Origin of the sequence: Neobacillus piezotolerans, assembly GCF_003362805.1 — a bacterium.
Classification (GTDB): Bacteria; Bacillota; Bacilli; order Bacillales; family Cytobacillaceae; genus Bacillus_D; species Bacillus_D piezotolerans.
Genome location: NZ_QNQT01000003.1, coordinates 209,568 through 233,353 on the forward strand (window position 1 = coordinate 209,568; position 23,786 = coordinate 233,353).

The following is a 23,786-nucleotide window of genomic DNA, read 5'->3' on the forward strand; positions in this document are numbered from 1 at the left end:
GAAGAATAGTCGAGCTTCCTCCGCTTACTTGTCCAATTTCGACACCAAAAAGGAAAATCCTTCAAACTTATTTAAAATTCTTTGTTAATTTTATAGAGAAGAGCCAGCCAACCAGCTGGCCCTCAAAAAAACGTTAGGTATGGCATGTGAAACACCGTTGTGAAACAAGATAATTCGGGGAGTGACAGGCACTGTTCGCATTTTTCAAATCCCGTTCCCTGCTTCCGCCTGCGAAACACCGCTGTGAAACAAGATTTTTCGGGGAGTGACAGGCACTGTCCGTATTTTTCAAACCCCGTTCCCTGCTCCCGCCTGTGGAACACCGCTGTGAAACAAGATTTTTCGGGGAGCGACAGGCACTGTTCGTATTTTTCAAACCCCGTTCCCTGCTCCCGCCTGTGGAACACCGCTGTGAAACAAGATTTTTCGGGGAGTGACAGGCACTGTTCGTATTTTTCAAACCCCGTTCCCTGCTTCCGCCTGTGGAACACCGCTGTGAAACAAGATTTTTCGGGGAGTGACAGGCACTGTTCGTATTTCTGTCCAAATTTCCGTCCGCCTCCCATTCGCATTCCGCATTTTTACTCCCCAAACTTTGCCCGGTAGTGCGCCAAAGCGAGCAGCGGGAAGATGTAGCGGTAGCTGTGGTAGTGGTTGTAGAAGTCGCCAGCCATTCCCTGCCCTTTTGGGTAGTCCTCCGGCCAGTCCACAGACCCCAAATTCTCCAACAAGTACACAACCCCGGCATTGATTTCCTCGGTTGGCCGCCCGCGCCCCGCGAGTGCAATCAGCGAGTCGACCGCCCACGCGGTATCCACCAGCGTGCTCGCACCTAGCGGAACATACTTGCCGGCACTGTCGCTCAAGCACGATTCGCCCCAGCCGCCGTCCGCATTTTGAATTCCCTTCAGCCAGCCAGCCGCCCTCGCCAACACCTTCTCTGAAGGGAAAATTCCTGCCGCCCGCAGCCCGGTCACCGCAGCCCACGTCCCGTAAATGTAGCAAATCCCCCACCGTCCGTACCATGAACCGTCCTTCTTCTGGTTCTGCACTAGCCAGCGTACCCCATTTTTCACCGCTGGATCACTTTTCGGCAGGGATGTATAATTGCACAAAAACTCAAGCGTCCGCCCGGTCAAATCCGCGGACGAAGGATCTGTTAAAAGATACTCCGCTTTCTGAACTGGCAAAAGCATCAGCAGCTTATTGTTTGTATTTTTTTCAAAAGCCGGCCACCCGCCGTCGCCGTTTTGCATCGACAGAACCCACCGCACTCCAAGCTTCCAGGCGCCGGAGTAATCCGGCATCTTGGCTTCCCCGCCCGAAACCGAAGCTGGATTTGCCCCAGGCGCGAAATTTTGTCCCGCTGGCATACCTGGAATGGAACCCGAAGCTGTCCCGTAACCAGAGCCCAGCACGTACCCTGAATGCTGTCCGTACCCTAGATGCTGCCCATATCCAAAATTTTGCCCAAATTGCGTGCCATTCCCAAACGGCACACCTTGACCGAAAGAATTACTAGCCCCATACCCCGGCCCCATTCCATAACCCGGTTGCATTCGATAACCCGAACCCAACCCATGCCGCGCACCCTGCCCAGCACCAGGCGCGGCATCCTGCCCAAACCAAGCGCTCGGGTCACCACTATATCCAACACCAAACCCAGCCCCCGAACCACCACTATATCCACCCCAAAACCCAGCCCCCGAACCACCGCCACTCGCCCTATCCCCACTCCCAACACTCCACGAAATCGCCCGAAGCGCCGCCGTCGCATCATCCACATCCGGCTGAATCGTATTGCTGTCCGCAAACCCCCAGCCCCCCGGCTCCGCATCCCGGTTATGCACAACCCAATCACCATACTTTTGGTGCTGCCGGCTCAGCAAATACCCATTCGCCCGCGCCACCATCGGATCCGCAGCGGAAACCCCTGCCTCCTGCAGTGCGTAGCTTGCCAGCGCCGTATTCCACAACGAAGCCGTCGTATACTGAATATGCAAATGCCCATCGACAACCGTCCCCATCCCCGCCAAACCCCGCACCGCCGCCAAAATCACCGGATCATCCTTCCTGTAACCAAGCGCCAGCAAAGCGTAAACCATCAAAAACGTCGAACTGAAATACCCTAAAAACGTCCCATCCGCCTCAACACGGTTCAGCATATAATTCTTCGCCCGCTCCGTCGCAACCCGATGAACCTCCTCCGGCAGCCCGACGAGAGATTGTAGGCCACTTTTCAAAAAAGACCCAAGCGACCGCCACGAATCCGCATCCCGGAAAAACTCGATTTCCTCGTCCTCCCGCGCGGCCAAATCCGACAAATCCGGAGTCTGCCCTGTCCGCACCTGAAACTTCCGGTCCGCCAAAATCATCAACGGCACAAGATTCGCCCGCCCGAACACCGAAAAACTGAAAATATTCACCGGAAACGACAACGGCAGAAGCATCATCTCAAGCGGAAACGGAAAAAAACCCGGCCACTCCATCTGCCCAGTCGCCGCTAGCATCACCTTAGTCAACATATGCGCCTTCCGAATCCCGCCGTTCTCCACAACAAACCGCCTCGCCGACGTAAGCCGCTCATCCTCTTTATCCAAAAGTCCCGAATAAAGCAGCGCGTAATAAGCCTCCAGCGTCGCGCTCACATTCCCCTCACCCTCATCGTAAAAGAGCTTCCACGCCCCGTTCCGCCCCTGCCTGCTCAAAATCCGCTCAGCAAGCTCCCGAATGAACTTTTCATCATCAATCTCAAGCGTCCTTAATAAAATGATCATATAACAATCCGTCATAACCCCAGTCTCAAACGGATACTCCCACGACCCGCGCGGAGTCTGATCCCGCCGCAGCCTCTCCACCAGCCGCCGAATCCCACCCTCGACACCCATCACCCTCATCCTCCCCCCGCGATTTCCCTACAAAATACATATTCACCAGCAAGCCGAACAATTCACGAGAGGCGGTGGCCCCATTGTTTTTGAAGCTCTTTTTGAAAAATCGGCCCACGCTCCCAGGCCATCTTCTAAAACTGAAAAAAGACCTTAAGAAAAAGAAGAAACTGCACGCCCCGCTTCCTCCGCCCGAAGCGCGAATCGTCCAGGACATCGAAAATCGCACGAGCGGGCTAAACCTGAATAACATCACCCGCACAAAGGCGTACCTCGACTTCCATGTGAAGTTTCCCGAAATCCATTGGGCGTTCTTGGCGCATATGGTATCTCGGAATGGCGGCTGGAACATGACGGATTTGAAAGGCGGCCTAGTGGGGAGGCTTTTGACGAAGAACGAAGCGGAGGCTTTCTTCACGTTTTTGGAGCGCTGCAACTGGCTGATCTTTCAGGATGCCTTCCCTCAGCTTCTTTTATATGAAGGAAGCCGGAAACACGGCCGGAAACTCTTTCACCTGCTGCCGCATCTCGGCGTATCGGCGTTCATGGAGGCAGTCTGGAATTATTTTTGGGAGGAGAGGGACAGTTATACTATTACGATGGGGCTGGTAGTCAACGAACAAAACTATTTGGAATCCCGGGTTCTGGATAACCCTGCATTTAAGGAGAATGTCTTCACCTCGCTCGAGTTCCTGCTTCAGGACGTGTTGTCAATGAACCACATTCTCTTTCCATACAGCCCTGGCGGCCGAACGGAACTTGCCGGACTGACTGTGCACCAGTTTGAAGACCTCGAAGAACGCATTTTAATAGGTGGAAAACTATATAAGATTCTATTTAAGGACGAGGAACGGCTGAAACGTGTGAAGGAGTGGGCGCTGGCAAATCCGCACACCGGGTCGCGGAAAGACTACTGGCCGAACCTTTTCAACGACGTCGAAGAATTCATGCCAGGCAGCGAACTGAAACCAAGAATTTTGGCCTGCCAGCTCGTCCCGCGCGCACCAAGGATTTTCAGCCCAAGGCTCCAATACGCCTGGCCGAATCAAAAACATCCCCCCGCCGAACCCGGAGACTGGTTCACCGATTCGGACGCCGTCCACCATTTACTGAAAACGGAAGAACACATCGACGACGACATAAAAACCTACTACTGCAAAACCCTCCAACAACTCGACCTCGCCGCCATCGCCAAAAAAGCCATCCTATCCAGAAGCCAACCCGGTGGCGAGCACATCATAACCCAGCACCTTGAAAAGTAAAGCAGGAGAAGCACCACCGCTTCACCTTTTAATCAAATATAGAAGAAATAAAATAGGGGCCCGATTTTAAAATCCGGCCCCTTTCATTTGTGGAACAAATCTGTGAAACAAGAAAATTCGGGGAGTGACAGGCACTGTTCGTATTTTCCAAACCCCGTTCTCTTTCCGCCCGTGGAACACCTCGTGAAACAAGAAAATTCGGGGAGTGACAGGCACTGTTCGTATTTTCCAAACCCCGTTCTCTTTCCGCCCGTGGAACACCTCGTGAAACAAGAAAATTCGGGGAGTGACAGGCACTGTTCGTATTTTCCAAACCCCGTTCTCTTTCCGCCCGTGGAACACCTCGTGAAACAAGAAAATTCGGGGAGTGACAGGCACTGTTCGTATTTCTGTAGACACTATTCGTATTTCTTGCTCCGTTCGCACTTTTTGGGACTCTGTTTTCGTTCCGGTGGGGGTCTGTTCAAAGTTAAAGAACTGCAAGATTCGAGCGAGTTTTTTGTTAGTTTTTCTTTACGTGGGTTCCACGCGCAGTTTACAAAATTTACAAAATTCTAAAACGTGGTTAACAACTTAGGAATATAATTGCTTTGTTTCCTTCTTTTGGATGATACCCAGTAAGAAGGTGCTAGTTCTTAATACATAATTTATGGAGGTTGGAAATGAGACGTCAATTTTCGAATTTGGCCATTGCAGCGGTGGTTGTATCCGGCGGCCTGTTCGCGCCCGTTGCCACAAACGTAACCTATGCGGCTTCTGTAAAGCTGGAAGCCAAAGCAAGTGTGAAAAATGAAATCGTGGTAGTGAATGGCCAGGAAAAAGTAGTCGGAACAAGTATCGTAAAAAACAAAAAACTTTATTCAAGCAAGCAGCTGGCCACTTCCATGTCGGCGGCCATTGCCTACAACGCAAAAACAAAGGTTTACACAGTATCGAAAAAGGTGGGCAGCCAGCTCAAAAAAATCGAGTACAAAGCAAATTCAGCGACAGCCTCCGTTAATGGCAAGCAGACAAAGCTCGCGGCCGCGCCTGTTGTCGTTGGCGCCACTTTATTTGTCGAGCCCGCCTCCTTCATCAGGGCGCTGGGCGGAGATGTATTAGCGGACAAAAACCTTCTAATCTCAACTTCCAGCTCTTTTAAAACCGAAGCAAAAACCTTAACGTTCGATGGCAGCGATAAAAAAGTCGCCACCCTGACCGCAAACGGCAGGCAGCTTCATTCCATACAGGATGTAGCAAAGTTATTCAACGCGGCTACTAGCGTCACGAATAAAGACGTCAAAATCACACAAGCCAACAAAACCATCAAACTAAAACTTTATCAAAATACGATTACAGTGGATAACAAAGCGCAGAAAGTGAAGCAAAATCCGATTATGGTAAAAGGAATTGTCTATGCAGAGCTTTCCGATATCGTAGCTTTCCTTGGCGGCGACATTGTGCCAACGAAAACCGGCGTATTCGTCTCCACCGCCGGCCTGCCAAGCGGCGACACATTCAACCCGCAGTGGGTGGACAACACGACAATTCTAGTTACTTCCGAAACCGAGGAAGAAAGCCATTCAGCACTGCTTCACATCCCTAGCAAAAAGGAACTTTTCACGATCAACGGAACGGAACTCACCGTTTCCCCGAATGGCAAACTCGCAATCTTTTCGGATGAAACCGGAGCCGTCCATCTCGCCGATTTAAACGCCAAAAAAATAACAACCATTAATAGCGACGATGATTCCGTCAAGGTTGAGTTTGTTTGGGCAAAGGATGGCAAAGGCGCTTACTTCATCCAAGGCGAAAAAAGTGACGCGGTTTCCTACATCAACATTCAGACCGGAGCACTCACGGAAATCTTCAAAGACAAACTAGGCTATAAATCAAATCTGCGCCTGTCAATCGACGGAACAAAACTCCTATACACTGTCGGAAAAGAAGGCAATACAAAAGTATCCGAAGGCGACAATTCCGAAGTCATCGACATCGATATCACCGGCACAGAGGAGCAAATCTATCTCATTAATCTGTCCGACGAAAAGAAAGTGGCCGCGGCCGTCACATCTTCGACAGACAACAAGGTCTATCCCGCTTTCCTTTCAAACGGTAATATCGTGTACCTGAGCGCCGATCCAGAAAGCGACAACCTTCCAGCGCTTAAAATGCTCAGCGGCGACGGCAAAAAAACCGATGACCTAGTTGCAAACAAAGACATTCTCGCCATTACGGTGACTGCACAGGGCAAAATCTTTATTTTAGCAAATGAAGATCTCACAACCATTTATGAAGTAAACCCTGACACGAAAAAGGCAACAAAAGTTCTCGAAACAAAACTCGAACTAACGTCGTTCACCGTGTCCAATGACGGAAAATCAATCATTGCAACCACGCCAGGAACCAACGGCGACACTGTCGTTTTTTACAAAAATGGAGCTTTTGAAGCTCTGACGAAGTAACCCGTGTTTTTTTGAAAAATTGGCCCAGGCACATCGCCAATCTTCGGATGATGGCCTGAGCCACCCACAACATTCAGCCTGGCATGCTGCACATTCTCCGCACAATGCCTGGCTAAACGCAAAAATGGCAGGCACAGAAAACCTTCAGCAGAAGGTCCTGCCCACACTAAAATTGAGCCCAGGCACGCCGAAATCTTCCCTCAGGCGGCCCGGGCCCCTCATAAAAAGGAGCGATTTTAATGAAACTGATCAAACGTCTAGCAATCTCGGCCACGGCATTCGTTGCGGCCATCGGGTTCACATTTGGAGGCGAGGCTTTCGCCGCTTCGGCCAATAAAGTGGTCATCGCCGGTTCAACCGCCCTTCTCCCACTCACGCAGCAGGCGGCAAAGGAATACAAGAAAGTCGATCCGAAAGTTTCCGTCACAGTATCAGGTTCCTCTTCCATCGCTGGCCCGCAATCCGTATTGAAAGGATCCGCGACCATTGGCGCGATTGACTGGGATCCGACAGAAGCTGTTCCTGGCTTCAAGGCATTTTCCGGTTTGGTGGCCCACAAAGTTGCCGTCATTCCTTTTGCCACTGTCGTAAACAAAAATAATCCGGTTACTAACCTGACTTCGAAACAATTACAGGACATCTATGCTGGAAAAATCAAGAACTGGAAAGAAGTTGGCGGCAAGGATGCTGAAATCGTAGTCGTAAACCGCAAGCACGGCTCCGGGACGCGTGTAAATTACCAAATGAAGGCGCTCGACGGCAAGGAGTTCATGACGAAAGGCGATAACTACAAGGAAGTTGGCAAAAGCGGGGAAATGGTTTCCGCTGTCGGAACAAATCCAAATGCAATCGGCTATGTCGACCTCGCCTATGTTAAAGGGGATATCAAATCCGTCAGCTTTAACGGCGTGGCCGCGACAACAGACAATGTCATTAAAGGAAAATACAAGGTGTGGGGCTATGGCTACCTTGTCACAAAAGGGAAGCCAACCGGCGCCAGCGCCAAATTCATTGCCTACATGCAAAGCAGCAAATTCCAGAACGGTTCACTGAAAAAATTGAAATTCATCCCAATCAGCCAAATGAAGTAATCGGTTCGACGAGATGCCAGCCATTCACACGGCTGGCATTATGTTGGTTTACTGGAGGATACCATGGCAAAAATTGAACAAGAACTAAACATCCCCTATCTGGCACCCAACAAGGACGACAAGGGCGTAAAGGACTTGACCCTTTTCAAAAACAAACTGTTTAAGCTTTTTTGCCTATTCAGCGTCCTTTTATTGGGCCTTGTCCTTTTATCGATTATTGTATTTATCGGCCGGACGGGGCTACTCGTTTTCAAGGACGTTTCCTTTACGGAATTCTTTTTTTCAACAATATGGGAGCCTTATGACGAAAAATTCGGGGCTGGCGCCTTCATTTTGGGGACGCTTGAACTGACCGGGTTGACGCTGCTGTTCGCAGCGCCGATATCACTCGCGGTCGCGATTTTCACCGCGGAGATCGCCCCTGGGTGGCTGAAAGGCCTTTTGCGTCCTGTCCAGGATTTGCTTGTCGGCATTCCTTCCATTGTCTATGGCTATTTGGGATTGACCATCCTGATTCCGCTTTTAAGGGATCTGACAGGCTCGACGATGGGTGACGGGTTATTGGCAGCGGCGTTGGTGTTGAATATTATGGTGCTGCCAACCATTTCGAGGATCAGCGACGATGCCATCTCGGCGGTCCCTTTCGAACTGCGGGAAGCGAGCTACGCGCTCGGCGCCACAAGGATGCAAACGACGATTAAAGTCGTTCTCCCGGCTGCCGCGCCCGGCATTTTTACAGGAATCATTCTCGGGATGGCGCGTTCGATCGGCGAAACGATGGCCGTTGTCATGGTCATCGGCAACACGCCCCAGCTGGCAACCGATTTACTTACGCCAACGGCTGTGCTTACAAGTAACATCGTAAACCAGATCATCGATGTCGAATTTGACTCTACCTGGAACTACGCACTTTACATGATGGCCTTCCTGCTGCTGATTATCTCAAATCTGCTGATTGTGCTCGTCAGGAAGCTACGGACAAAAGGGGTATAAAACATGGCTGCCAGTTCACGGTACAAATTCAAAAAAGCGAACACATTCGCAAATACGTTATTCACGGTTGGATTATGGACGATCACAACGCTTGTTTTGATTCTCATTACCGGCTTGCTGCTCTATATATTATTTAAGGGGTTGCCGAAAATAACGCCAGGCTTTCTCGTCGGCCTGCCAAGCGAAATCGAAGCTGGCGGCGGGATTGGCCCGTTTTTGTTCAACTCGGCATATGTCCTGTTCATTTCATTGGCCATCTCAATTCCGGTTGGTGTCGGTTCGGGCGTTTACTTAGCCGAATTCGCGCCAGACAACCGGTTTACGGGATGGATCCGCACCTGCGTCGAGAACCTGGCGTCGGTTCCGTCGATTGTCTTTGGCCTTTTCGGTTACGTCCTGTTCATTGATGTTTTTGACATCGGATTGACCATCCTAGGGGCCGGGGTGACATTATCGCTTTTGAACCTCCCTGTCATCACCCGCGTGACCGAAGAGGCAATCCAGGCGGTCAGCCCTGATTTGCGGGAAGCCTCCTTTGCGTTAGGGGCAACCGAATTCCAAACGATCGCCAAAGTCGTCATCCCCGCTGCATTAAACGGAATCATCAGCGGGATCAGCCTTGCCGCATGCAGGGCCTTCGGGGAGTCCGCGCTCATTTTAATGGCCGGCGGTACAGGCACATCAGGGGAAATGTGGGACTTCAACCTATTGTCTCAAGGAGGAACGCTGCCCGTACACCTCTGGTACATCCAGTCGGAAGCACTAGTCGAGGACGCAAAAGAAATCGCCGAAAAAGCATCCGCCCTCCTCGTCCTCATCACCCTCCTTATCACATTGGCCATCCGCATCCCCATCTGGATCAAAAACCGGGGATAGCAGGTGCATTGTGATAACCGAAGAGTATAAATTAATAGACCAGTGAGGCAGGGGACACTCTCCCTGCCTAGCTGAACAGGAAGTGCCTAATACCTTCAACTGTGAAACATCCCTGTGAAACAAGAAAATTCGGGGAGTGACAGGCACTGTTCGTATTTCCGTAGTCCCGGAACACCGTTCACATTCCCGAGGCACCGTCCGCATTCCAACCTCAAAAAAGAAAGCCGCTATGCCCGCGGCTTTCTCCCAAATTCCCCTCTATTTACTCAACGCCGGCACGTCTTTACGAACAACGTCATACAATCCGGCTCCGATAATGTCGAGCGCGGATTTCATGCGCTCAGCCGAAACGTTGTCTTCAATTGTATCCTGTGGCGTGTGATAGACTTTCTCGATGTGGTACACGAGCGGATCCCAGCTGTCGATGCCCATCCAGATGAACAGCGCCGCCGGAATACCCGCACGGTGGAACGGCACGTGGTCGCTCGACCCGAACGTCCCCGGCAGAATATCCGAGTTCCCCAAGCGCGCTCCGGCGGCTTCAACCGAATCCGTCACAAGATTTTTGCTGCCGTCCGGCGTCATCGCATACAAATTCTTCGCCTTATCGTAATTTGTGGCAACCATATCTGCGTTGAAAACTCCTTCAATGTTCTCCTTTTCTTCAGTGGACAGCTGGTTCACGTAATGGAATGCCCCCAGTAATCCGCGCTCCTCCGATCCAAACGCGATAAATTTCATTTCCTTATCCGTGTTGTACCCTTTGAACACACGGGCAAGCTCAAGCACCAACCCGACACCGGACGCATTGTCATTCGCACCCGGAGCGCCGACGACGCTGTCATGGTGCGCACTCAGAATTACCTGCTTTGTATCTTTATTTTTCACTTTTGGAGCTTTTGTCGCTATCACATTCACTGACTGTAGGTTGGAAAAATGCTCCGCGGCCAGGGTCACTTCAACTGGCCCGTCCGCGACTTGTTCCTTCAGCCACTCTCCTTGGATAAAAGCCGCCCCAAAAACCGGGACATCCACTTTGGAAGCAAGGCTTGGGTTGAATGCCTGTCCATAATTCCCGCGGCTGCCGACAAGGCTTTGCAGGATGACGGCCGACGCACCCTTGCTGATTGCGTTGTTCACCTGGGTACGGTAGTCAGCGGTTGTCGCTTCCCTTGCCATCACAACAATTTTCCCGGCTGTATCACCCGGGAAGTCGCTAAGGTTCTTTCCGCCATTTACGAAAATAACCTCTCCGGAAACCCCGTCCTTGCTGATTTTGCCGTTAGGCGCTGCGCCCATCTGCCACGACTTCCCGTCCGCGAACGAAACAGTCGCTATGTACTGGTCCGCTACCGGAAAGTATTGGTACTCCACATCATACCCGTAGCCCTTTAACACGTCACCAATGTACTTAGCCGACTCCTTTTCGGCTTCAAGCCCGCCTGGACGCGGCCCGATTTCCTCCGACAGATAGCGGACATGCTCAATTGCCCGCTCCGCATCAACCCGGGCAACCACCTTCTCATCCTGCGAATAACCCGACTTTCCGGGAGCCTCCGCCGCCAAAACCCCTGCAGACCCAAACACCATCGACAACACCAACAAAGACGAAGCAACTTTCAATCCTCTCTTACGATACGGCATAAAACCCCTCCCAAATTTCCGGTTTACTAGACTATCAAAATGAAGCAGGGACGTGTACAGAATCCTTCACTTTTTTTAATGTCTTTAACAGACAAGTCCCCCTGTTAGGAAATAGCTGGCACCTGATAGTGCTAGTAATCCGGTATTTTCAACATCTCTATCGTATTTCACAACTCCAAATATCAACAAGCTACAAAGTTACTAAATATTCAAAATATTTTATCTATTATTAGGACTTAAATGCTGAAACCTTCTAACCAAAAAACCCCCAATAAAATACAAATAAAGGATGGCTCAACCATTCTTCTCGTTGGTCACTCACCCTATTAAAATAGCAAGCTTGCCCACCCGTGAAACACCTCTGTGAAACAAGAAAATTCGGGGAGTGACAGGCACTGTTCGTATTTCTAGAGGCGCCATTCGTATTTCCACTCCGCTATCTCCCTAATTTTCCCTACCCTTCCAAATTATCTACATAGATATTTAGATAGGAATTTTTATAAGATAATAGTATTGCAGGAAATTTGAGGATACTTTTAAAAACATTGGAGGAATTATGAAGAAACTAGCAAACTTGGCGATCACAGCGGCATTTACTGCCACGTTCATCCTGTCACCTATCCAATCTGTAAAAACGGAAGCCGCGGCTTCAAAAGCGGAGATTTATGTCAACCAGGCGGTCTACTGGGCCGGCGCGCTTAAATGGCAAATTTCCGTTGAATATAAAAAGGACGTCTCGTACCCGGATATGAAGGTTTTTAACGCGACAAAAGACAATATCCAAAAAGCAAAATCCGAGTTCAGCGCACTCCCACCGGACCAAAAAACCAAACTCGAAGCCAAACTCCGCGACCAGGCTGAGATTCATTACACCCGCGCCGTCGCATACATTGACGCCATCAGCTCCGGCAAAAAATTGAAGGCACAGGCGGATCTGTTCACAACTTCCTATAACGCCCAACCGTCAACCGATGAAACCGAAAAGGCGTATCACGATTTAACCTACAGAATCAAACATACAGCCAATCAGCTTTACAAAGTCTATGGAAGCACAACGCGGGAAGCTATCCTGAAAGAGTACAAGCTACCGGCCGAAAGCGCGCGCAATGCTGCGAGCAACACGATTACAGCAAAAATGGCGATTGATCAATTCAGGGCAATTGCCGTGGAAAGGCGGACTCCCGAACTACAAGCTCCCGTTGAGGAAAAAATCAAAAAAGTGGCCGATACAAACACCCGGCTGTTGTTGCTGCACAAACTTCAAACTGGAGAAAACCAGCTACCTCCAAACATGGACAAATACAAGAGCGGCTTTCAAAAGATGGGCTTTAAATTCAACTCTGACACAACAGCAGTATACACCTATGGCGGCATGTCGGTCGGCCTCTTGAACCGCGGAACCTATTGGCAGCTAAGATCGGACAACTGGAACGGCAACTACTGGACTATGTTCAAAAAAAGCATTGCCGTTGTATGGGGAGCCGACATTGCCTTTTCAAGCATGAAGTACCTCGACTACGCGATTGGGTATCCCCATACGGCATACTCAACACAAAACATCAAAACATTCGTATCCGGCGAAAGCCTCGTCGTCTACCTCTACATGCCACGTGCTCAAGTGCAATAAACTGAATGGAGCAAAGCCTTGAACCCGTGAAACACCTCTGTGAAACAAGATTTTTCGGGGAGTGACAGGCACTGTTCGCATTTCCGGAGGTACCGTTCGCAATTCGGGGGCACTATTCGCATTTCAACACTGTTTTAAATGTAAGAAGGAGGCCCGCTACCCAACAGCAGGCCTCCTCTTTATTCCAGGATTTTCTCAATCTTCTCTTTATCCGTCAGCATCGCCCCGTACAGTACGCCTGGCATATAAGAGCTATACTCCTGTCCTCCCAGTTGGTAGGAAAGAATTGGGGTGATTGTTGCAAAGTCATACTCCGTTTCACCATAGCCTTCAATCTCGAAATGCTCAACCTTACCCGGGCCAATTTTAACATCACCCTCAAAAAGGTGTGTTATCTCTCCAGATAAATCTTCAATCTTCAGTCCGGTTGCTTCCTGCCCTGAAATATTTTTAATACGCACATCCAGACCTGCCGATGGATATGCGGCCGTATAACTTCCCGTTGGAACAAAGTGCCCATCCTGAAAGCCGGTTCCGTTTTGGACGACCAATTCCCCGAATCTGTATGTCGCCGTCTTCTCATTGCCGAACCAAATCTTTAGTTTATTGTCCCGCTCAAGTTCGTCGGTCAAAACCCGCGCCGTCAGCCGCAAGTTCACCAATTTATATCCCTTATGAACCATCCCGGTATCCACTTTGAAATCAACAACCTCAATATTCGGATTCGCAAACTGAACCAAGGTTATTAAATCTTCCAGAGGCACATTCCTATTTCGAACATCCTGGACCGCAAAAAGATTGAACACAGCACCATTCTCATCATCAACTGCATAGCTGATAAAATTGTCGGCAAACTGGAGCCTGAGCTCTCTATCTTTGCTGAACACAGGATTTCCCGCCACCATCATCAATGCAACCAAAAGCGCCGCAACAGCAAAATAAAGAAGCAATAACCTCTTTCTAATAAACATGCCAACCCCACACGCCTTTTTAAAAATTTTCAATACATATATATTACTCACAAAACCCCCAATTCCTTCCAAAGTCAATAAAAAAAACTACCCACCCGGGTTTAAAAACCCGATAGAGCAGCTTCTTGCAAAAAATTATGAAAATGGCTAAAAGGCTCTCTCCCTATATCAACCTGCTTCACATCCTAACCGAAAAGAAGCGCTAAACCGCCCTGCTACCCCCGTGAAACACCCTGTGAAACAAGAAAATTCGGGGAGTGACAGGCACTGTTCGTATTTCGGAAACCCTGTTTACATTCGAAGCACTGTTCACGTTTCGGAGACCCTGTTCACATCCGGAAGCATTGTTGCATTTCTTTCCCCACTGCCCTCTCCGGCCCTTTACTGGGTGAGGAAGTGGAGGCAGAAGTCGAGGTCGGCTTGGAGGTGTTCTTTCATGAGGTTTTCGGCTTCGTCTCCTTTGCGGTTGCGGATGGCTTCGTAAATGTATTGATGTTCGTCGATTAGGAATGGGCGCTTGTGATATACGACAGTTTTCCGGAATAGATAGATGATTGCTTGCATCCGTTCAATCGTGTCGATCATGACGGGGTTGTTGGTCGAGCGGACGATAATGTCGTGAAAGCTTTCGTTCGCCTTCATGATTTCGTCAGGCGTACCGGTCCTGCCCACTCGGACGCACTCCTCGAGCTTTTTCAAATCTGCTTCACCCAAATAGGCGGCCGCCGATTTCGCCGCAAACCCTTCGAGTAAAATCCTCACCTGGAACAAATTTCGCAAATCCGTTTCGGTAGGATTCACAACCCGCTTTTGTTTGATGAGCCCCTCCTGCTCAAGCCGGCGAATTGACTCGCGGATTGGCGTCCGGCTCACCCCCAATTCCTGCGCAAGCTTCTCCTCGGTCAATTTCGTCCCCCGTTCGAGCTCACCTTGCAGGATTTTATCCCGTAAATATTCATATGTGTGCAAATATGCGTGCTGCTGCGTTTTCTTTGTCATCGTACCGACTCTCCTAAGTAATTGATGAGTCTATTTCTTTCAAGGCTAAGCCAGTCTTCAGTCCTTGCTTTCAAATTCAAGCCGGCTCCCTTCTAAAGTATAGAACGACAGCCTTCCATTTTAAAGCCAAAACTTTTTTGTATACAAATTATAAATTATTGTATACAAAATTATAGCAAGTGTGTACAATTAGTGACAGAAAGCAAAATGAAAGCGTTTAACAACATAGAAGGAGGAGTTTTTATGAAGCTGGGATTTATCGGTCTCGGAATCATGGGAAAGCCAATGACACTCAATCTTTTGCGCGGGGGGTACGAGTTAACCGTCTTTGACATTAACGAGGAGGCTGTTAAGCAGCTTGCCGAACATGGGGCCAAATCCGCCACCACTCCAAAGGAAGTAGGACAAAATAGCGACGTCATCTTCACGATGCTGCCAAACGGCGGGCATGTAAAAAGCGTCGTCCTTGGTGAAAGCGGTGTCATTGAAGGGGCAAAGGAAGGCGCCATCGTCGTTGATATGAGCTCCATCTCCCCTGTTGATTCGAAGCAAATCGCCGACGCGCTTGCTGAAAAAGGCATCGAAATGCTTGACGCGCCTGTAAGCGGCGGCGAACCGAAAGCCATCGACGGGACGCTCGCGATCATGGCCGGCGGCAAGGAAGAAATTTTCAACAAGGTCAAACCTGCCTTTGAAAAAATGGGCAAAGACATCACACTTGTCGGCGACAATGGCTGCGGGGCAACCGCGAAGCTCGCGAATCAGATCATGGTCAATGTCAACATCGCCGCCATGTCCGAAGCGCTCATCCTGGCCGCAAAAGCTGGGATTGACATCCGGAAAATGTACGAAGCAATTCGCGGCGGACTTGCCGGAAGCGCAGTCCTCGACGCAAAGGTTCCGCTCATCCTCGAGCGCAATTTCGTCCCCGGCGGTCGCATCGACATCAATGCGAAAGACCTGACGAACGTCATGGATACCGCGCACGCGCTCGGCGTACCGCTTCCGCTTACAAGCCAGGTGCTTGAAATGTTCCACTCGATGAAAGCAGACGGCAAAGCAGCCGATGACCACGGCGGCCTCGTCCAGTTTTACGAAAAGCTGGCCAATTTTCAAATAAAGGGCGATCAGCATGACGAAGCCTAGAAACGCCCAAGAGGAGGTCAACATGACAAACTCTAAAAATACCCAAGAGGAAAACAACTTTGATACCCAAAATGAAAGCACCGTGGCAAAGCCTAGAGATTTCCACGAGACGCTTGCATCCATCCCTGCCGTCAACCACCAAAGGGTTCAGGAGGCTTGGGCAAAAATACGACCCGGTTTTACTCATAAAATCATCGTCCTCGATGACGACCCGACCGGCGTCCAGACAGTCCACGGCGTTTCCGTCTACACTGATTGGTCCGAGGATACGATCGAGCGGGGTTTTCGTGAAGAGAACCAAATATTCTTCATCCTGACGAATTCGCGGGCGTTCACTGCCGACGAAACCCGTAAGGTCCACAAGGATATCGCCGAACGGGCCGAAAAGGTTTCCCGGAAATTCAACAGGCCGTACATCCTGGTCAGCCGTGGCGATTCAACACTCCGCGGACACTATCCGCTCGAAACCGAAGTTTTGAAGGAAACAATTGAGCAAACTGCCAGCACGAACATCGACGGCGAGGTGCTCCTTCCTTTCTTCAAGGAAGGCGGCCGCTTGACCATCGACAACATCCATTATGTCCTGCAAAACGACACGCTCGTTCCGGCCGGAGAAACCGAATTTGCCAAGGACAGGACGTTCGGTTACCGATCAAGCCACCTCGGGGATTGGATCGAGGAAAAAACGGAAGGCCGCTACAAGAAAGAGGATATTCTGTACATTTCGCTCGACAGCCTGCGCAACATGGAGCTCGATGCCATTGCCGCGCAGCTTATGGAAGTGCGTGATTTTGGTAAAATTGTAGTCAACGCCATCGAGGAAGACGATGTCAGAGTGTTCGCGGCCGCCCTTATCACAGCGCTCAAAAACGGAAAACGGTTCATCTTCCGGACTGCGGCAGCGTTCACAAAAGTCATCGGCGACATCAGCTCCCGCCCGCTTCTTACCCGGGGAGAACTGATAGACAAGGATGCGAAGACTGGCGGCCTTGTCATCGTCGGTTCGCACGTTCAAAAAACGACCGATCAGCTGAATGAGCTGAAGACAGTCGAATCGCTGCACTTTATCGAGTTTGACGCGCATCTTGTTTTACAAGAAGAAGCATTCCTCGAAGAAACCGAGCGAGTCCGCCTTGAAGCGGAAAAAATGGTTGCCGCAGGAGTCTCGACGGTTATTTTTACAAAAAGGAAGAGGCTCGACCTTGGCCCCGGGCTAGAGGAAGAGGAATTGAAGCTGTCGGTTAAAATTTCCGATGCGGTGACGAGCATTGTCCGTAACTTTTCCCTTCGCCCGAAATACCTGATTGCCAAAGGGGGCATCACCTCAAGCGATGTCGGCACAAAAGGGCTCTGTGTCAAACGCGCGGACGTCGCCGGCCAAATCTCTCCGGGAATCCCGGTATGGAAAACCGGTGAAGAAAGCACCTTCCCGTTCATTCCATACGTGATTTTCCCTGGGAATGTAGGGGCCGTCTCGACCTTGAAGGATGTCGTGTTAACGTTAGAAGGAAAATGATTTATTCTCGGCAGTTTCCTGCAGGCACGCATTAGGGGGCTTGCCTGCAGGTTTTATATATTTTTCATTAACAAAGGGGGAAATGAATATGGTTACTGGCAGTATGTTAATTTTGATTTTCTTGCTGGCTTTGGGAGCACTTTTTTTTCTTATTCTTAAATTAAAAGTTGAACCATTCCTGTCCTTGATCGGGGTTGCCTTCGCCACAGCGATTGCAATCGGGATGCCGTTGAAGGAAGTAGCGGTCACCGTCACACAGGGCTTCGGGAATACGATGGCCGGCGTCGGGATCCTTATCGGTCTTGGCGTCATATTCGGGCAATTCCTCGGCGCATCGGGTGCCGTTGAAAAAATCGCCCAGGCAGTCCTGAAAGCATTCGGTATTAAGCGTTCTCCTGCAGGTCTCGGACTTACGGGAACGGTCGTCTCAATCCCGGTATTCTTCGATGCCGCGTTCGTTATCCTGAGCGGGCTGATCAAGAGCCTTTCGAAAAAAACCGGCTTGTCGGTTATCACATTCGTTACCGCGCTTGGCGTCGGGCTGATTGTTTCCCACAACATGGTCGCTCCGACACCAGGACCGCTCGTCGTCGCGGAAAACACAAAAGCCGACCTTGGCTTGTTCATCCTGTACGGCATTCTTGTTTCCATCCCGGCAACACTTATCGGAGGATACTTATACGGCCTGTTCATCGGAAAACGCGTCCAGCACTCCGGCGAAATTGAAGAAGTCGAAATGAATCCGGAAGACGCGCCAAAGAAGGAAATCAGCACCGGCCTCAGCTTTTTCATGCTTGGCCTGCCGATCATCCTGATTCTTGCAAACACAGTATCACAGCTTGCGTTCCCGGGCACTGGCCTCGCAAGTTTCCTAGGCTTCGTCGGTGAAAAGAATATCGCCCTTTTCATCAGTGTTGTTGCAGCCCTAATCCTATTAAGGCCATATATTTCGATTCCTTATGACAGGCTGTATTCCGAAGCAATCAACTCCGCCGGTATCATCATCCTGATTACGGGTGCGGGTGGCGCGTTCGGAGCGGTCATTAACAAGAGTGGTGTCGGCGAATACCTGATTGCGACGATGCAAAGCTGGAGCATTCCGGTCTTGCTGCTCGCCTTCATTTTCTCGCAGATCCTCCGCGCATCACTCGGCTCTGCAACCGTCGCACTTGTTACAACATCAAGCATTCTCGGGCCAATGACGGCAGACCTTGGCGTATCGCCAATCCTGCTTGGCCTCGCCATCTGTGCCGGCGGTATCGGCCTGTCGCTGCCAAACGACTCCGGCTTCTGGGTAGTAAACCGTTTCGGGAAACTCACCATCCCGCAAACCCTAAAAGCATGGACCATCGGCGGTTTCATCGCGGGACTCACAGCACTCGCATGCGTCTTCATCCTAAGCCTATTCTCGGGAATCCTTCCTGGACTATAAAGCTAGTAAAACGACCCCGTCAATTTATATTGGCAGGGTCGTTTTTATGTCTAAAAGAAAACATAGTATCGCGGGATTAGATGGTCCCCGTGAAACACTCTTGTGAAACAAGATTTTTCGGGGAGTGACAGGCACTGTTCGTATTTTTCACCCACCATTTCAGTGTAATTTTTTTAAGCCCTAGTAGTTGGGAAAATTGCGGTTTGCTGACGAAACCAATCCTTTATTGGTTTCGTCAGTAGTTTTTAGAAGGATGTTGAAAGGGGGAAGCCTTATTGAAAAAAAACCTGTTCCTTTTAGCGCTAATGCTTATAGCCGGTTCTCTGCTCGTTTCATGCTCCGAGCCAAAAATAGTTGAACAGGAGTACGACCGCGTCACCTTATATAAAATAACTGCCGATAATAAACACGAAAAAATCGCCACGCTTACGGATAAAAAGAAAATAAAAGAACTAACTGATTTAATTAATGAAGGCAACCGAAAAAATGCACCTGAAATAGAATTTGAAAGAGGACCGGATGGCATGCTTCTTTTCGAAAAAAATGATGAAAAACTGGCATTGGGCCTTTTTATTGATACAGGAAATATATTAACGGAGGAATTCTACATCAACAGTAAGATTGACATCAATGAGTATTTTGGAACTAAGCAGTGAAGCATTAGGTACGTCCCCTACCTTATCCTTCCACTTCGACAAAAGAATCACTTTTTTTCTCAAAGGATTTTCCCTGCAAAAGGCGAATCCTTAAAAAGAAACCAAAAACAAGGAGGAATACATATGTTCACAACAATTCAAAGCTTCATCCAAACATGGCAGCACGAAGGCCAGTCCACCCAAAAAATCATGGACACACTCACAGACGAATCATTGAAACAGCAAGTCGCCCAGGACCACCGGACACTCGGCCAGATCGCTTGGCACGTCGTAACATCGCTGCACGAAATGATGTCCCGCACTGGCCTGGAATTTGAAGCGCCCGAGCACGAAAGCAAGGCGCCTTCGACCGCAAAGGAAATCGCAGACGGCTACCGCCAGGCAAGCAGCGCAATGGTTGATGCACTCCAGGAACAATGGACGGACGAAACGTTAAAAGAAGTGAAAGATATGTACGGCGAACAGTGGCCAAACGGACTGACCCTGTCCATTTTGGCCAGCCACCAAGCCCACCACCGCGGGCAAATGACCATCCTCATGCGCCAGGCCGGCCTCCGTGTACCAGGCGTCTACGGCCCTTCCCGCGAGGAGTGGCAGGAATTCGGCATGGAACCCCCTGCGCTGTAAACTGTGTGTGAAAACCAAAACCAGCCTTCACATCGACGTGGAGGCTGGCTCTTTGAAAAAAATTAAAGGAGAAATCTCTTGAACCTCACCTATCTCACAACCGAAAACATCCCAAGCCCTGAAATAATGGAAGCCATCCAACACCTGCACAATTCCATCTTCGGAGGCAACGACGACCTGCTTGCAAAAATGGACGGCAAGCCGACACTACTCTTCAACCTTGCACTAGACGGCCAAAAGCCCGTCGGCTACAAAATCGGCTACGGCTTAAGCCAAACCAAATTTTACAGCTGGCTGGGCGGCGTCCACCCGGAATACAGGAACCTAGGAATCGCCTCAACCCTCATGCACCAGCAGCACTACTTTCTTAAACAATACGGCTTCACGTCCGTCCAAACCAAAACCATGAACAAATGGCGCGGCATGCTAATTCTCAACATTAAAAATGGTTTCAACATCGTCGAAACCTACACCGACAAAAACGGCCGCCACAAAATCATCCTCGAAAAGGACCTTCAAGACGGTTAATCCCTTTTTGGAAAAATCGGCCCATGCCCCAGAATAAAACTGCACACACCCAGTTTGGCAAAAATGGAGGCAAATCATAACCTCGATCCGGCAACAGAATAGGGAAAACGCGTATTTCCAACAGGTTGGCCAAAATAGACCCAGATTGCCTGGAAAACCTCTTAATCGCATGATGAAACCTACAAAACGCAAAATGGAACAGGGGCTCTCCCTGCTCCATTCCTCATCCGCATCACTTCAAACTCAACGCGAGATATTTCCCATTCCCCGAAGTGGTCATGCTTACTTTGCCAAGCAGAGTTACTTCCCTCAACAAAGCGAACACCTCGTTAGGGGCAAATTTTTGCTCGGTACGTATGTATGCGTAGTCCACGTTCCGACTTTTTGCTTCCGCGATTTTATCCTTCAACTCTCCCAAACTAACGGCAACGAGCTTATTCTGAGTATAGTAATCATTCAACTTGCCCTTCGAAGCGAACATCCCAATCTCCTTGTCTGTCCAAAAAGCCTTGTCTTCCTCGTACCCTATCGACTTAGCAAAAGTATCGTTTGCTTCGTACAGCATATACGGGATTCCGTTGTTCGTCCTGTTGCTCGTCGGGTCGATGTGGACCCACTGACCATTCAGCTTTACCTTGTTCCAACTATGCGCGCCGCCATCCATCGTCCCCGTCACAACAATCGAATTCAACCCAAGCATCGTGCTCAACAGTTGAAAACTGCTGGAATAGCTTTGGCAAACCCCATTCTTCTCGACAAGCACCCCATACGGATTATAAGCCGTCCAATACTTCGGGGTGGTATCACGCAACGTCACACTTCCCTCATTAAAAGCGTCAAAATCGTATTGCGCATTTGCATCCAAATAATCATAAATCGCCTTGAACTTCTGCCTATCCGTCATCCTCGGCTTAATCACCGAGTCCAAAATCTTTTTCGACTGGCCGACAACTGCCTGTTGCTTTTTCTTCATCCGGGTGGCATTTTCTGTATATTGCACAGTCATTACTTTTGACTTGGAAGAATATTGATAACCGAAGTTGATCACCCCTAGAATCAACGGGTTTTGCGCAATAACCTTGTTCACACGGTCACCGAGATACGCCATATCCTTAATTTCCTTGAATTCAGTGAGAGAAAACTTTGTATTCCCTGCTAGCAGATTCAGCGCAAGTTTCTGCTCAAGGGGCGTATGGGCAACCACCCGGACTCCCATATAATCCACCGGCTTCACTGCAGCCTTCACTCTCCCCCCGGAAAAACTTAAACACACCGCAGCCAAAACCACCACAACAATAGCAACCCTCGCCAGTTTCCTAAGCATGCCAGGCCCCCCGATCCCTTACATTGCCAATCCGTCTCTTCTCTAATATATATACTTACATCAATTATAATAGTAAAATCCAATAAAGAAAATATTGGAAATTACATAAAATTAAACAGGGACGGATCCGTTGCTTATCATCCAAAAAGGAGAGAATTTAGTTGAGGAGAAATTCCAGGGTAATTCAGAAGTTCCTTCAAAGGGTGCCGATTTTATAGCACAGGAGGAGGGGTTTTCAATGCAATGTAATTCATCTTTTCTCACGAATACTTTTATGCTTATCACAATAAGATACTAATCGTAAGTCTAAAACCGTCTGGGGGTTTTCTATAACTGGTACTTCCTTTCAATCAATGTCTATGCAACTCATTCCAAATTGAATTCCCAGCTTAAAGCAAGAATCGGGGTCTAATTTCGGATAGTTGCTAGCAATTTTTCAACAATAGCCCCTACCCTTTCTCACATGTAAACCTTACCCTACTCCTCCAGACTATGTTATCATATCCAAACAGCACATTTTAGGAGGCAACTATGAAAAAACGTTTAGCCACACTGGCATTGTCATCGGCACTTCTTTTCGGCATTACCTCCCCTCATCCCACTTCAGCGAAGGTAATGTGGAACGGGAGCGAACTGAAAAAGGGGCAAATCGGACTATTAACCGTCGTCAAGCAAACAAACCTGCTCAAAGAAACCGATGGAAAAATCACGATAGTCCGAGCATTGAAACCAGGCGAGGTATACCGGAATTATTCATTTGCGCCAGGAAGACTGGGCGTGGGCGCGGGATTATTCATCAACCGTGATGACAAAATCACCTACCAAACCCCATCCAAAGAAAAACTGCAGGCGCTTGGCGTTCAAATCAACAAACACAAATACCAGGGCATTCTCGACTATCCCCAGGTCGCCAATTTAATCAGCAAAGAAGCACAGGGAAAAATCAACGCCGCACTCCAGAAGCACGTCCGCAACTCGTACAAAGGCTATGTGGAACTGGAAAAACAAGAACAGGAAGACCGCCAAGCCTACCTGGAACAGCACGGCAAACCAGTTCCCCCAGAGGAAAACCACTGGTACAGCTACGAATACCACGTATCCTATGAAGTCAAGTACAACGAAAACAACCAATTGAGCATCCTCATGTACGACTACATGTACACAGGCGGCGCCCATGGCATAACCGGTGTAAAAAGCTACAACTTCAATGCGGTAACTGGCGAACAAATTCACCTGGAGCAAGCAGCCGGAAATAAAGCCGCACTCTCCAAAATCAGCAAATACGCTTTAAACGAATTGAACAAAAGTGAGTATACTTTCAAACCAACCACCTTAAATCTTAGCAACAACACCGCCTTCTACTTCACTCCCGGCGGCATCACACTGAAATTCCAGCAATACGAAGTAGCAGCCTATGCGGCCGGAATGCCTGAGGTAGCTGTACCATACAAAATTTTCAAATAACCCAAAAAATCCCCCGGCCCTCCGAGAGATTTTTTACGATTCTTGATTACCCTCGTGAAACCGCAAAGCACCCTTCTGGTAAAATAAAATCCTTCTCCATGCGGAGAAACAGGAATTCTGAACACTGCCGCCATTGAATTCTTCACCCAAAATGATCATCCCACCAATTGCTCAAAACAGAAACAGCAGTTCCTCTCCCTGTTTCTAAAAAAGTAGTTTTTTTCTCAATCTTTATACTAAGACTTCACCAAATCTGTTATTGTAATAAATATCCACATTGAGATTAATTGGGGGATTT

General features: G+C 49.2%; 19 protein-coding genes. 13 read left to right on the forward strand and 6 right to left on the reverse strand.

Annotated features, from left to right (window positions below; genetic code table 11):
* Window positions 1–122: 122 nt before the first annotated feature.
* Together DRW41_RS22660 and DRW41_RS23400 are read right to left on the reverse strand one after the other, a co-directional pair.
* Window positions 123–572 carry a hypothetical protein gene (locus tag DRW41_RS22660; RefSeq protein WP_142752216.1) on the reverse strand — a complete coding sequence of 150 codons (450 nt, stop codon included), beginning with the start codon at window positions 570–572 and terminating at the stop codon, window positions 123–125.
* Window positions 573–581: 9 nt separating this feature from the next.
* Window positions 582–2,888 (reverse strand): terpene cyclase/mutase family protein, encoded by a 2,307-nt coding sequence (locus DRW41_RS23400; RefSeq protein WP_245959403.1) that lies wholly within the window; start codon window positions 2,886–2,888, stop codon window positions 582–584.
* 101 nt (window positions 2,889–2,989) lie between these two features.
* Between DRW41_RS23400 and DRW41_RS10070 the strand changes: the two genes are divergently transcribed.
* From DRW41_RS10070 to pstA, 5 genes are all read left to right on the forward strand, one after another.
* Entirely contained in the window at window positions 2,990–4,150 is a 1,161-nt protein-coding gene (locus DRW41_RS10070) for a DUF2515 domain-containing protein (RefSeq protein WP_245959404.1), read from the forward strand.
* 662 nt (window positions 4,151–4,812) lie between these two features.
* Window positions 4,813–6,594 carry a stalk domain-containing protein gene (locus tag DRW41_RS10075; protein ID WP_115451856.1) on the forward strand — a complete coding sequence of 594 codons (1,782 nt, stop codon included), beginning with the start codon at window positions 4,813–4,815 and terminating at the stop codon, window positions 6,592–6,594.
* Between the two features lie 239 nt (window positions 6,595–6,833).
* The gene (locus DRW41_RS10080) at window positions 6,834–7,685 is read left to right on the forward strand and encodes a phosphate ABC transporter substrate-binding protein (RefSeq protein ID WP_115451857.1); all 852 of its coding nucleotides are present in this window, start codon (window positions 6,834–6,836) and stop codon (window positions 7,683–7,685) included.
* A 63-nt stretch (window positions 7,686–7,748) separates the two neighbouring features.
* Window positions 7,749–8,678: a phosphate ABC transporter permease subunit PstC gene (gene pstC / locus DRW41_RS10085; RefSeq protein ID WP_115451858.1), complete on the forward strand. Its 930-nt coding sequence runs from the start codon at window positions 7,749–7,751 to the stop codon at window positions 8,676–8,678.
* A 3-nt stretch (window positions 8,679–8,681) separates the two neighbouring features.
* A complete protein-coding gene (gene pstA, locus DRW41_RS10090; RefSeq protein ID WP_115451859.1) occupies window positions 8,682–9,554 on the forward strand; it encodes a phosphate ABC transporter permease PstA in 873 nt (290 codons plus the stop codon).
* A 258-nt stretch (window positions 9,555–9,812) separates the two neighbouring features.
* Here pstA and DRW41_RS10095 read toward each other — a convergent pair whose 3' ends face one another.
* On the reverse strand, window positions 9,813–11,198 hold the full coding sequence (locus tag DRW41_RS10095; RefSeq protein WP_115451860.1) for a M28 family peptidase: 1,386 nt from the start codon (window positions 11,196–11,198) through the stop codon (window positions 9,813–9,815).
* A 556-nt stretch (window positions 11,199–11,754) separates the two neighbouring features.
* Between DRW41_RS10095 and DRW41_RS10100 the strand changes: the two genes are divergently transcribed.
* On the forward strand, window positions 11,755–12,825 hold the full coding sequence (locus tag DRW41_RS10100) for a hypothetical protein (protein WP_115451861.1): 1,071 nt from the start codon (window positions 11,755–11,757) through the stop codon (window positions 12,823–12,825).
* Between the two features lie 179 nt (window positions 12,826–13,004).
* Here the strand turns inward: DRW41_RS10100 and DRW41_RS10105 are convergent, their stop codons facing one another.
* Window positions 13,005–13,829: a hypothetical protein gene (locus DRW41_RS10105; RefSeq protein ID WP_222928842.1), complete on the reverse strand. Its 825-nt coding sequence runs from the start codon at window positions 13,827–13,829 to the stop codon at window positions 13,005–13,007.
* A gap of 348 nt (window positions 13,830–14,177) precedes the next feature.
* On the reverse strand, window positions 14,178–14,795 hold the full coding sequence (locus DRW41_RS10110; RefSeq protein ID WP_115451863.1) for a GntR family transcriptional regulator: 618 nt from the start codon (window positions 14,793–14,795) through the stop codon (window positions 14,178–14,180).
* Window positions 14,796–15,038: 243 nt separating this feature from the next.
* Here DRW41_RS10110 and garR point away from each other — a divergent pair, with 243 nt between their 5' ends.
* From garR to DRW41_RS10140, 6 genes are all read left to right on the forward strand, one after another.
* Window positions 15,039–15,941 carry a 2-hydroxy-3-oxopropionate reductase gene (gene garR, locus DRW41_RS10115; RefSeq protein WP_115451864.1) on the forward strand — a complete coding sequence of 301 codons (903 nt, stop codon included), beginning with the start codon at window positions 15,039–15,041 and terminating at the stop codon, window positions 15,939–15,941.
* 22 nt (window positions 15,942–15,963) lie between these two features.
* Window positions 15,964–17,457, forward strand: a complete 1,494-nt coding sequence (locus DRW41_RS10120; RefSeq protein ID WP_115451865.1) for a four-carbon acid sugar kinase family protein — start codon at window positions 15,964–15,966, stop codon at window positions 17,455–17,457.
* 88 nt (window positions 17,458–17,545) lie between these two features.
* A complete protein-coding gene (locus tag DRW41_RS10125; protein WP_115451866.1) occupies window positions 17,546–18,889 on the forward strand; it encodes a GntP family permease in 1,344 nt (447 codons plus the stop codon).
* A gap of 275 nt (window positions 18,890–19,164) precedes the next feature.
* Window positions 19,165–19,545, forward strand: coding sequence for a hypothetical protein (locus DRW41_RS10130; RefSeq protein ID WP_115451867.1), 381 nt, complete (start codon window positions 19,165–19,167; stop codon window positions 19,543–19,545).
* A 123-nt stretch (window positions 19,546–19,668) separates the two neighbouring features.
* A complete protein-coding gene (locus tag DRW41_RS10135) occupies window positions 19,669–20,172 on the forward strand; it encodes a DinB family protein (protein ID WP_115451868.1) in 504 nt (167 codons plus the stop codon).
* Window positions 20,173–20,250: 78 nt separating this feature from the next.
* Complete coding sequence (locus tag DRW41_RS10140; protein WP_245959405.1) at window positions 20,251–20,700, forward strand: GNAT family N-acetyltransferase; 450 nt, start codon at window positions 20,251–20,253, stop codon at window positions 20,698–20,700.
* 232 nt (window positions 20,701–20,932) lie between these two features.
* Here the strand turns inward: DRW41_RS10140 and DRW41_RS10145 are convergent, their stop codons facing one another.
* Entirely contained in the window at window positions 20,933–22,024 is a 1,092-nt protein-coding gene (locus DRW41_RS10145) for a transglutaminase domain-containing protein (protein WP_115451869.1), read from the reverse strand.
* A gap of 531 nt (window positions 22,025–22,555) precedes the next feature.
* On the opposite strand from DRW41_RS10145, the gene DRW41_RS10150 reads away from it, so the two are divergent.
* Window positions 22,556–23,488, forward strand: a complete 933-nt coding sequence (locus tag DRW41_RS10150; protein WP_115451870.1) for a DUF3298 and DUF4163 domain-containing protein — start codon at window positions 22,556–22,558, stop codon at window positions 23,486–23,488.
* The last annotated feature ends 298 nt before the right edge of the window (window positions 23,489–23,786 follow it).

Coding starts and splice junctions, on each gene's coding strand:
- DRW41_RS22660 (WP_142752216.1), bottom strand. CDS start 572: ATGCGAATGGGAGGCGGACGGAAATTTGGACAGAAATACGAACAGTGC.
- DRW41_RS23400 (WP_245959403.1), bottom strand. CDS start 2,888: ATGGGTGTCGAGGGTGGGATTCGGCGGCTGGTGGAGAGGCTGCGGCGG.
- DRW41_RS10075 (WP_115451856.1), top strand. CDS start 4,813: ATGAGACGTCAATTTTCGAATTTGGCCATTGCAGCGGTGGTTGTATCC.
- DRW41_RS10080 (WP_115451857.1), top strand. CDS start 6,834: ATGAAACTGATCAAACGTCTAGCAATCTCGGCCACGGCATTCGTTGCG.
- pstC (WP_115451858.1), top strand. CDS start 7,749: ATGGCAAAAATTGAACAAGAACTAAACATCCCCTATCTGGCACCCAAC.
- pstA (WP_115451859.1), top strand. CDS start 8,682: ATGGCTGCCAGTTCACGGTACAAATTCAAAAAAGCGAACACATTCGCA.
- DRW41_RS10095 (WP_115451860.1), bottom strand. CDS start 11,198: ATGCCGTATCGTAAGAGAGGATTGAAAGTTGCTTCGTCTTTGTTGGTG.
- DRW41_RS10100 (WP_115451861.1), top strand. CDS start 11,755: ATGAAGAAACTAGCAAACTTGGCGATCACAGCGGCATTTACTGCCACG.
- DRW41_RS10110 (WP_115451863.1), bottom strand. CDS start 14,795: ATGACAAAGAAAACGCAGCAGCACGCATATTTGCACACATATGAATAT.
- garR (WP_115451864.1), top strand. CDS start 15,039: ATGAAGCTGGGATTTATCGGTCTCGGAATCATGGGAAAGCCAATGACA.
- DRW41_RS10120 (WP_115451865.1), top strand. CDS start 15,964: ATGACAAACTCTAAAAATACCCAAGAGGAAAACAACTTTGATACCCAA.
- DRW41_RS10125 (WP_115451866.1), top strand. CDS start 17,546: ATGGTTACTGGCAGTATGTTAATTTTGATTTTCTTGCTGGCTTTGGGA.
- DRW41_RS10135 (WP_115451868.1), top strand. CDS start 19,669: ATGTTCACAACAATTCAAAGCTTCATCCAAACATGGCAGCACGAAGGC.
- DRW41_RS10145 (WP_115451869.1), bottom strand. CDS start 22,024: ATGCTTAGGAAACTGGCGAGGGTTGCTATTGTTGTGGTGGTTTTGGCT.
- DRW41_RS10150 (WP_115451870.1), top strand. CDS start 22,556: ATGAAAAAACGTTTAGCCACACTGGCATTGTCATCGGCACTTCTTTTC.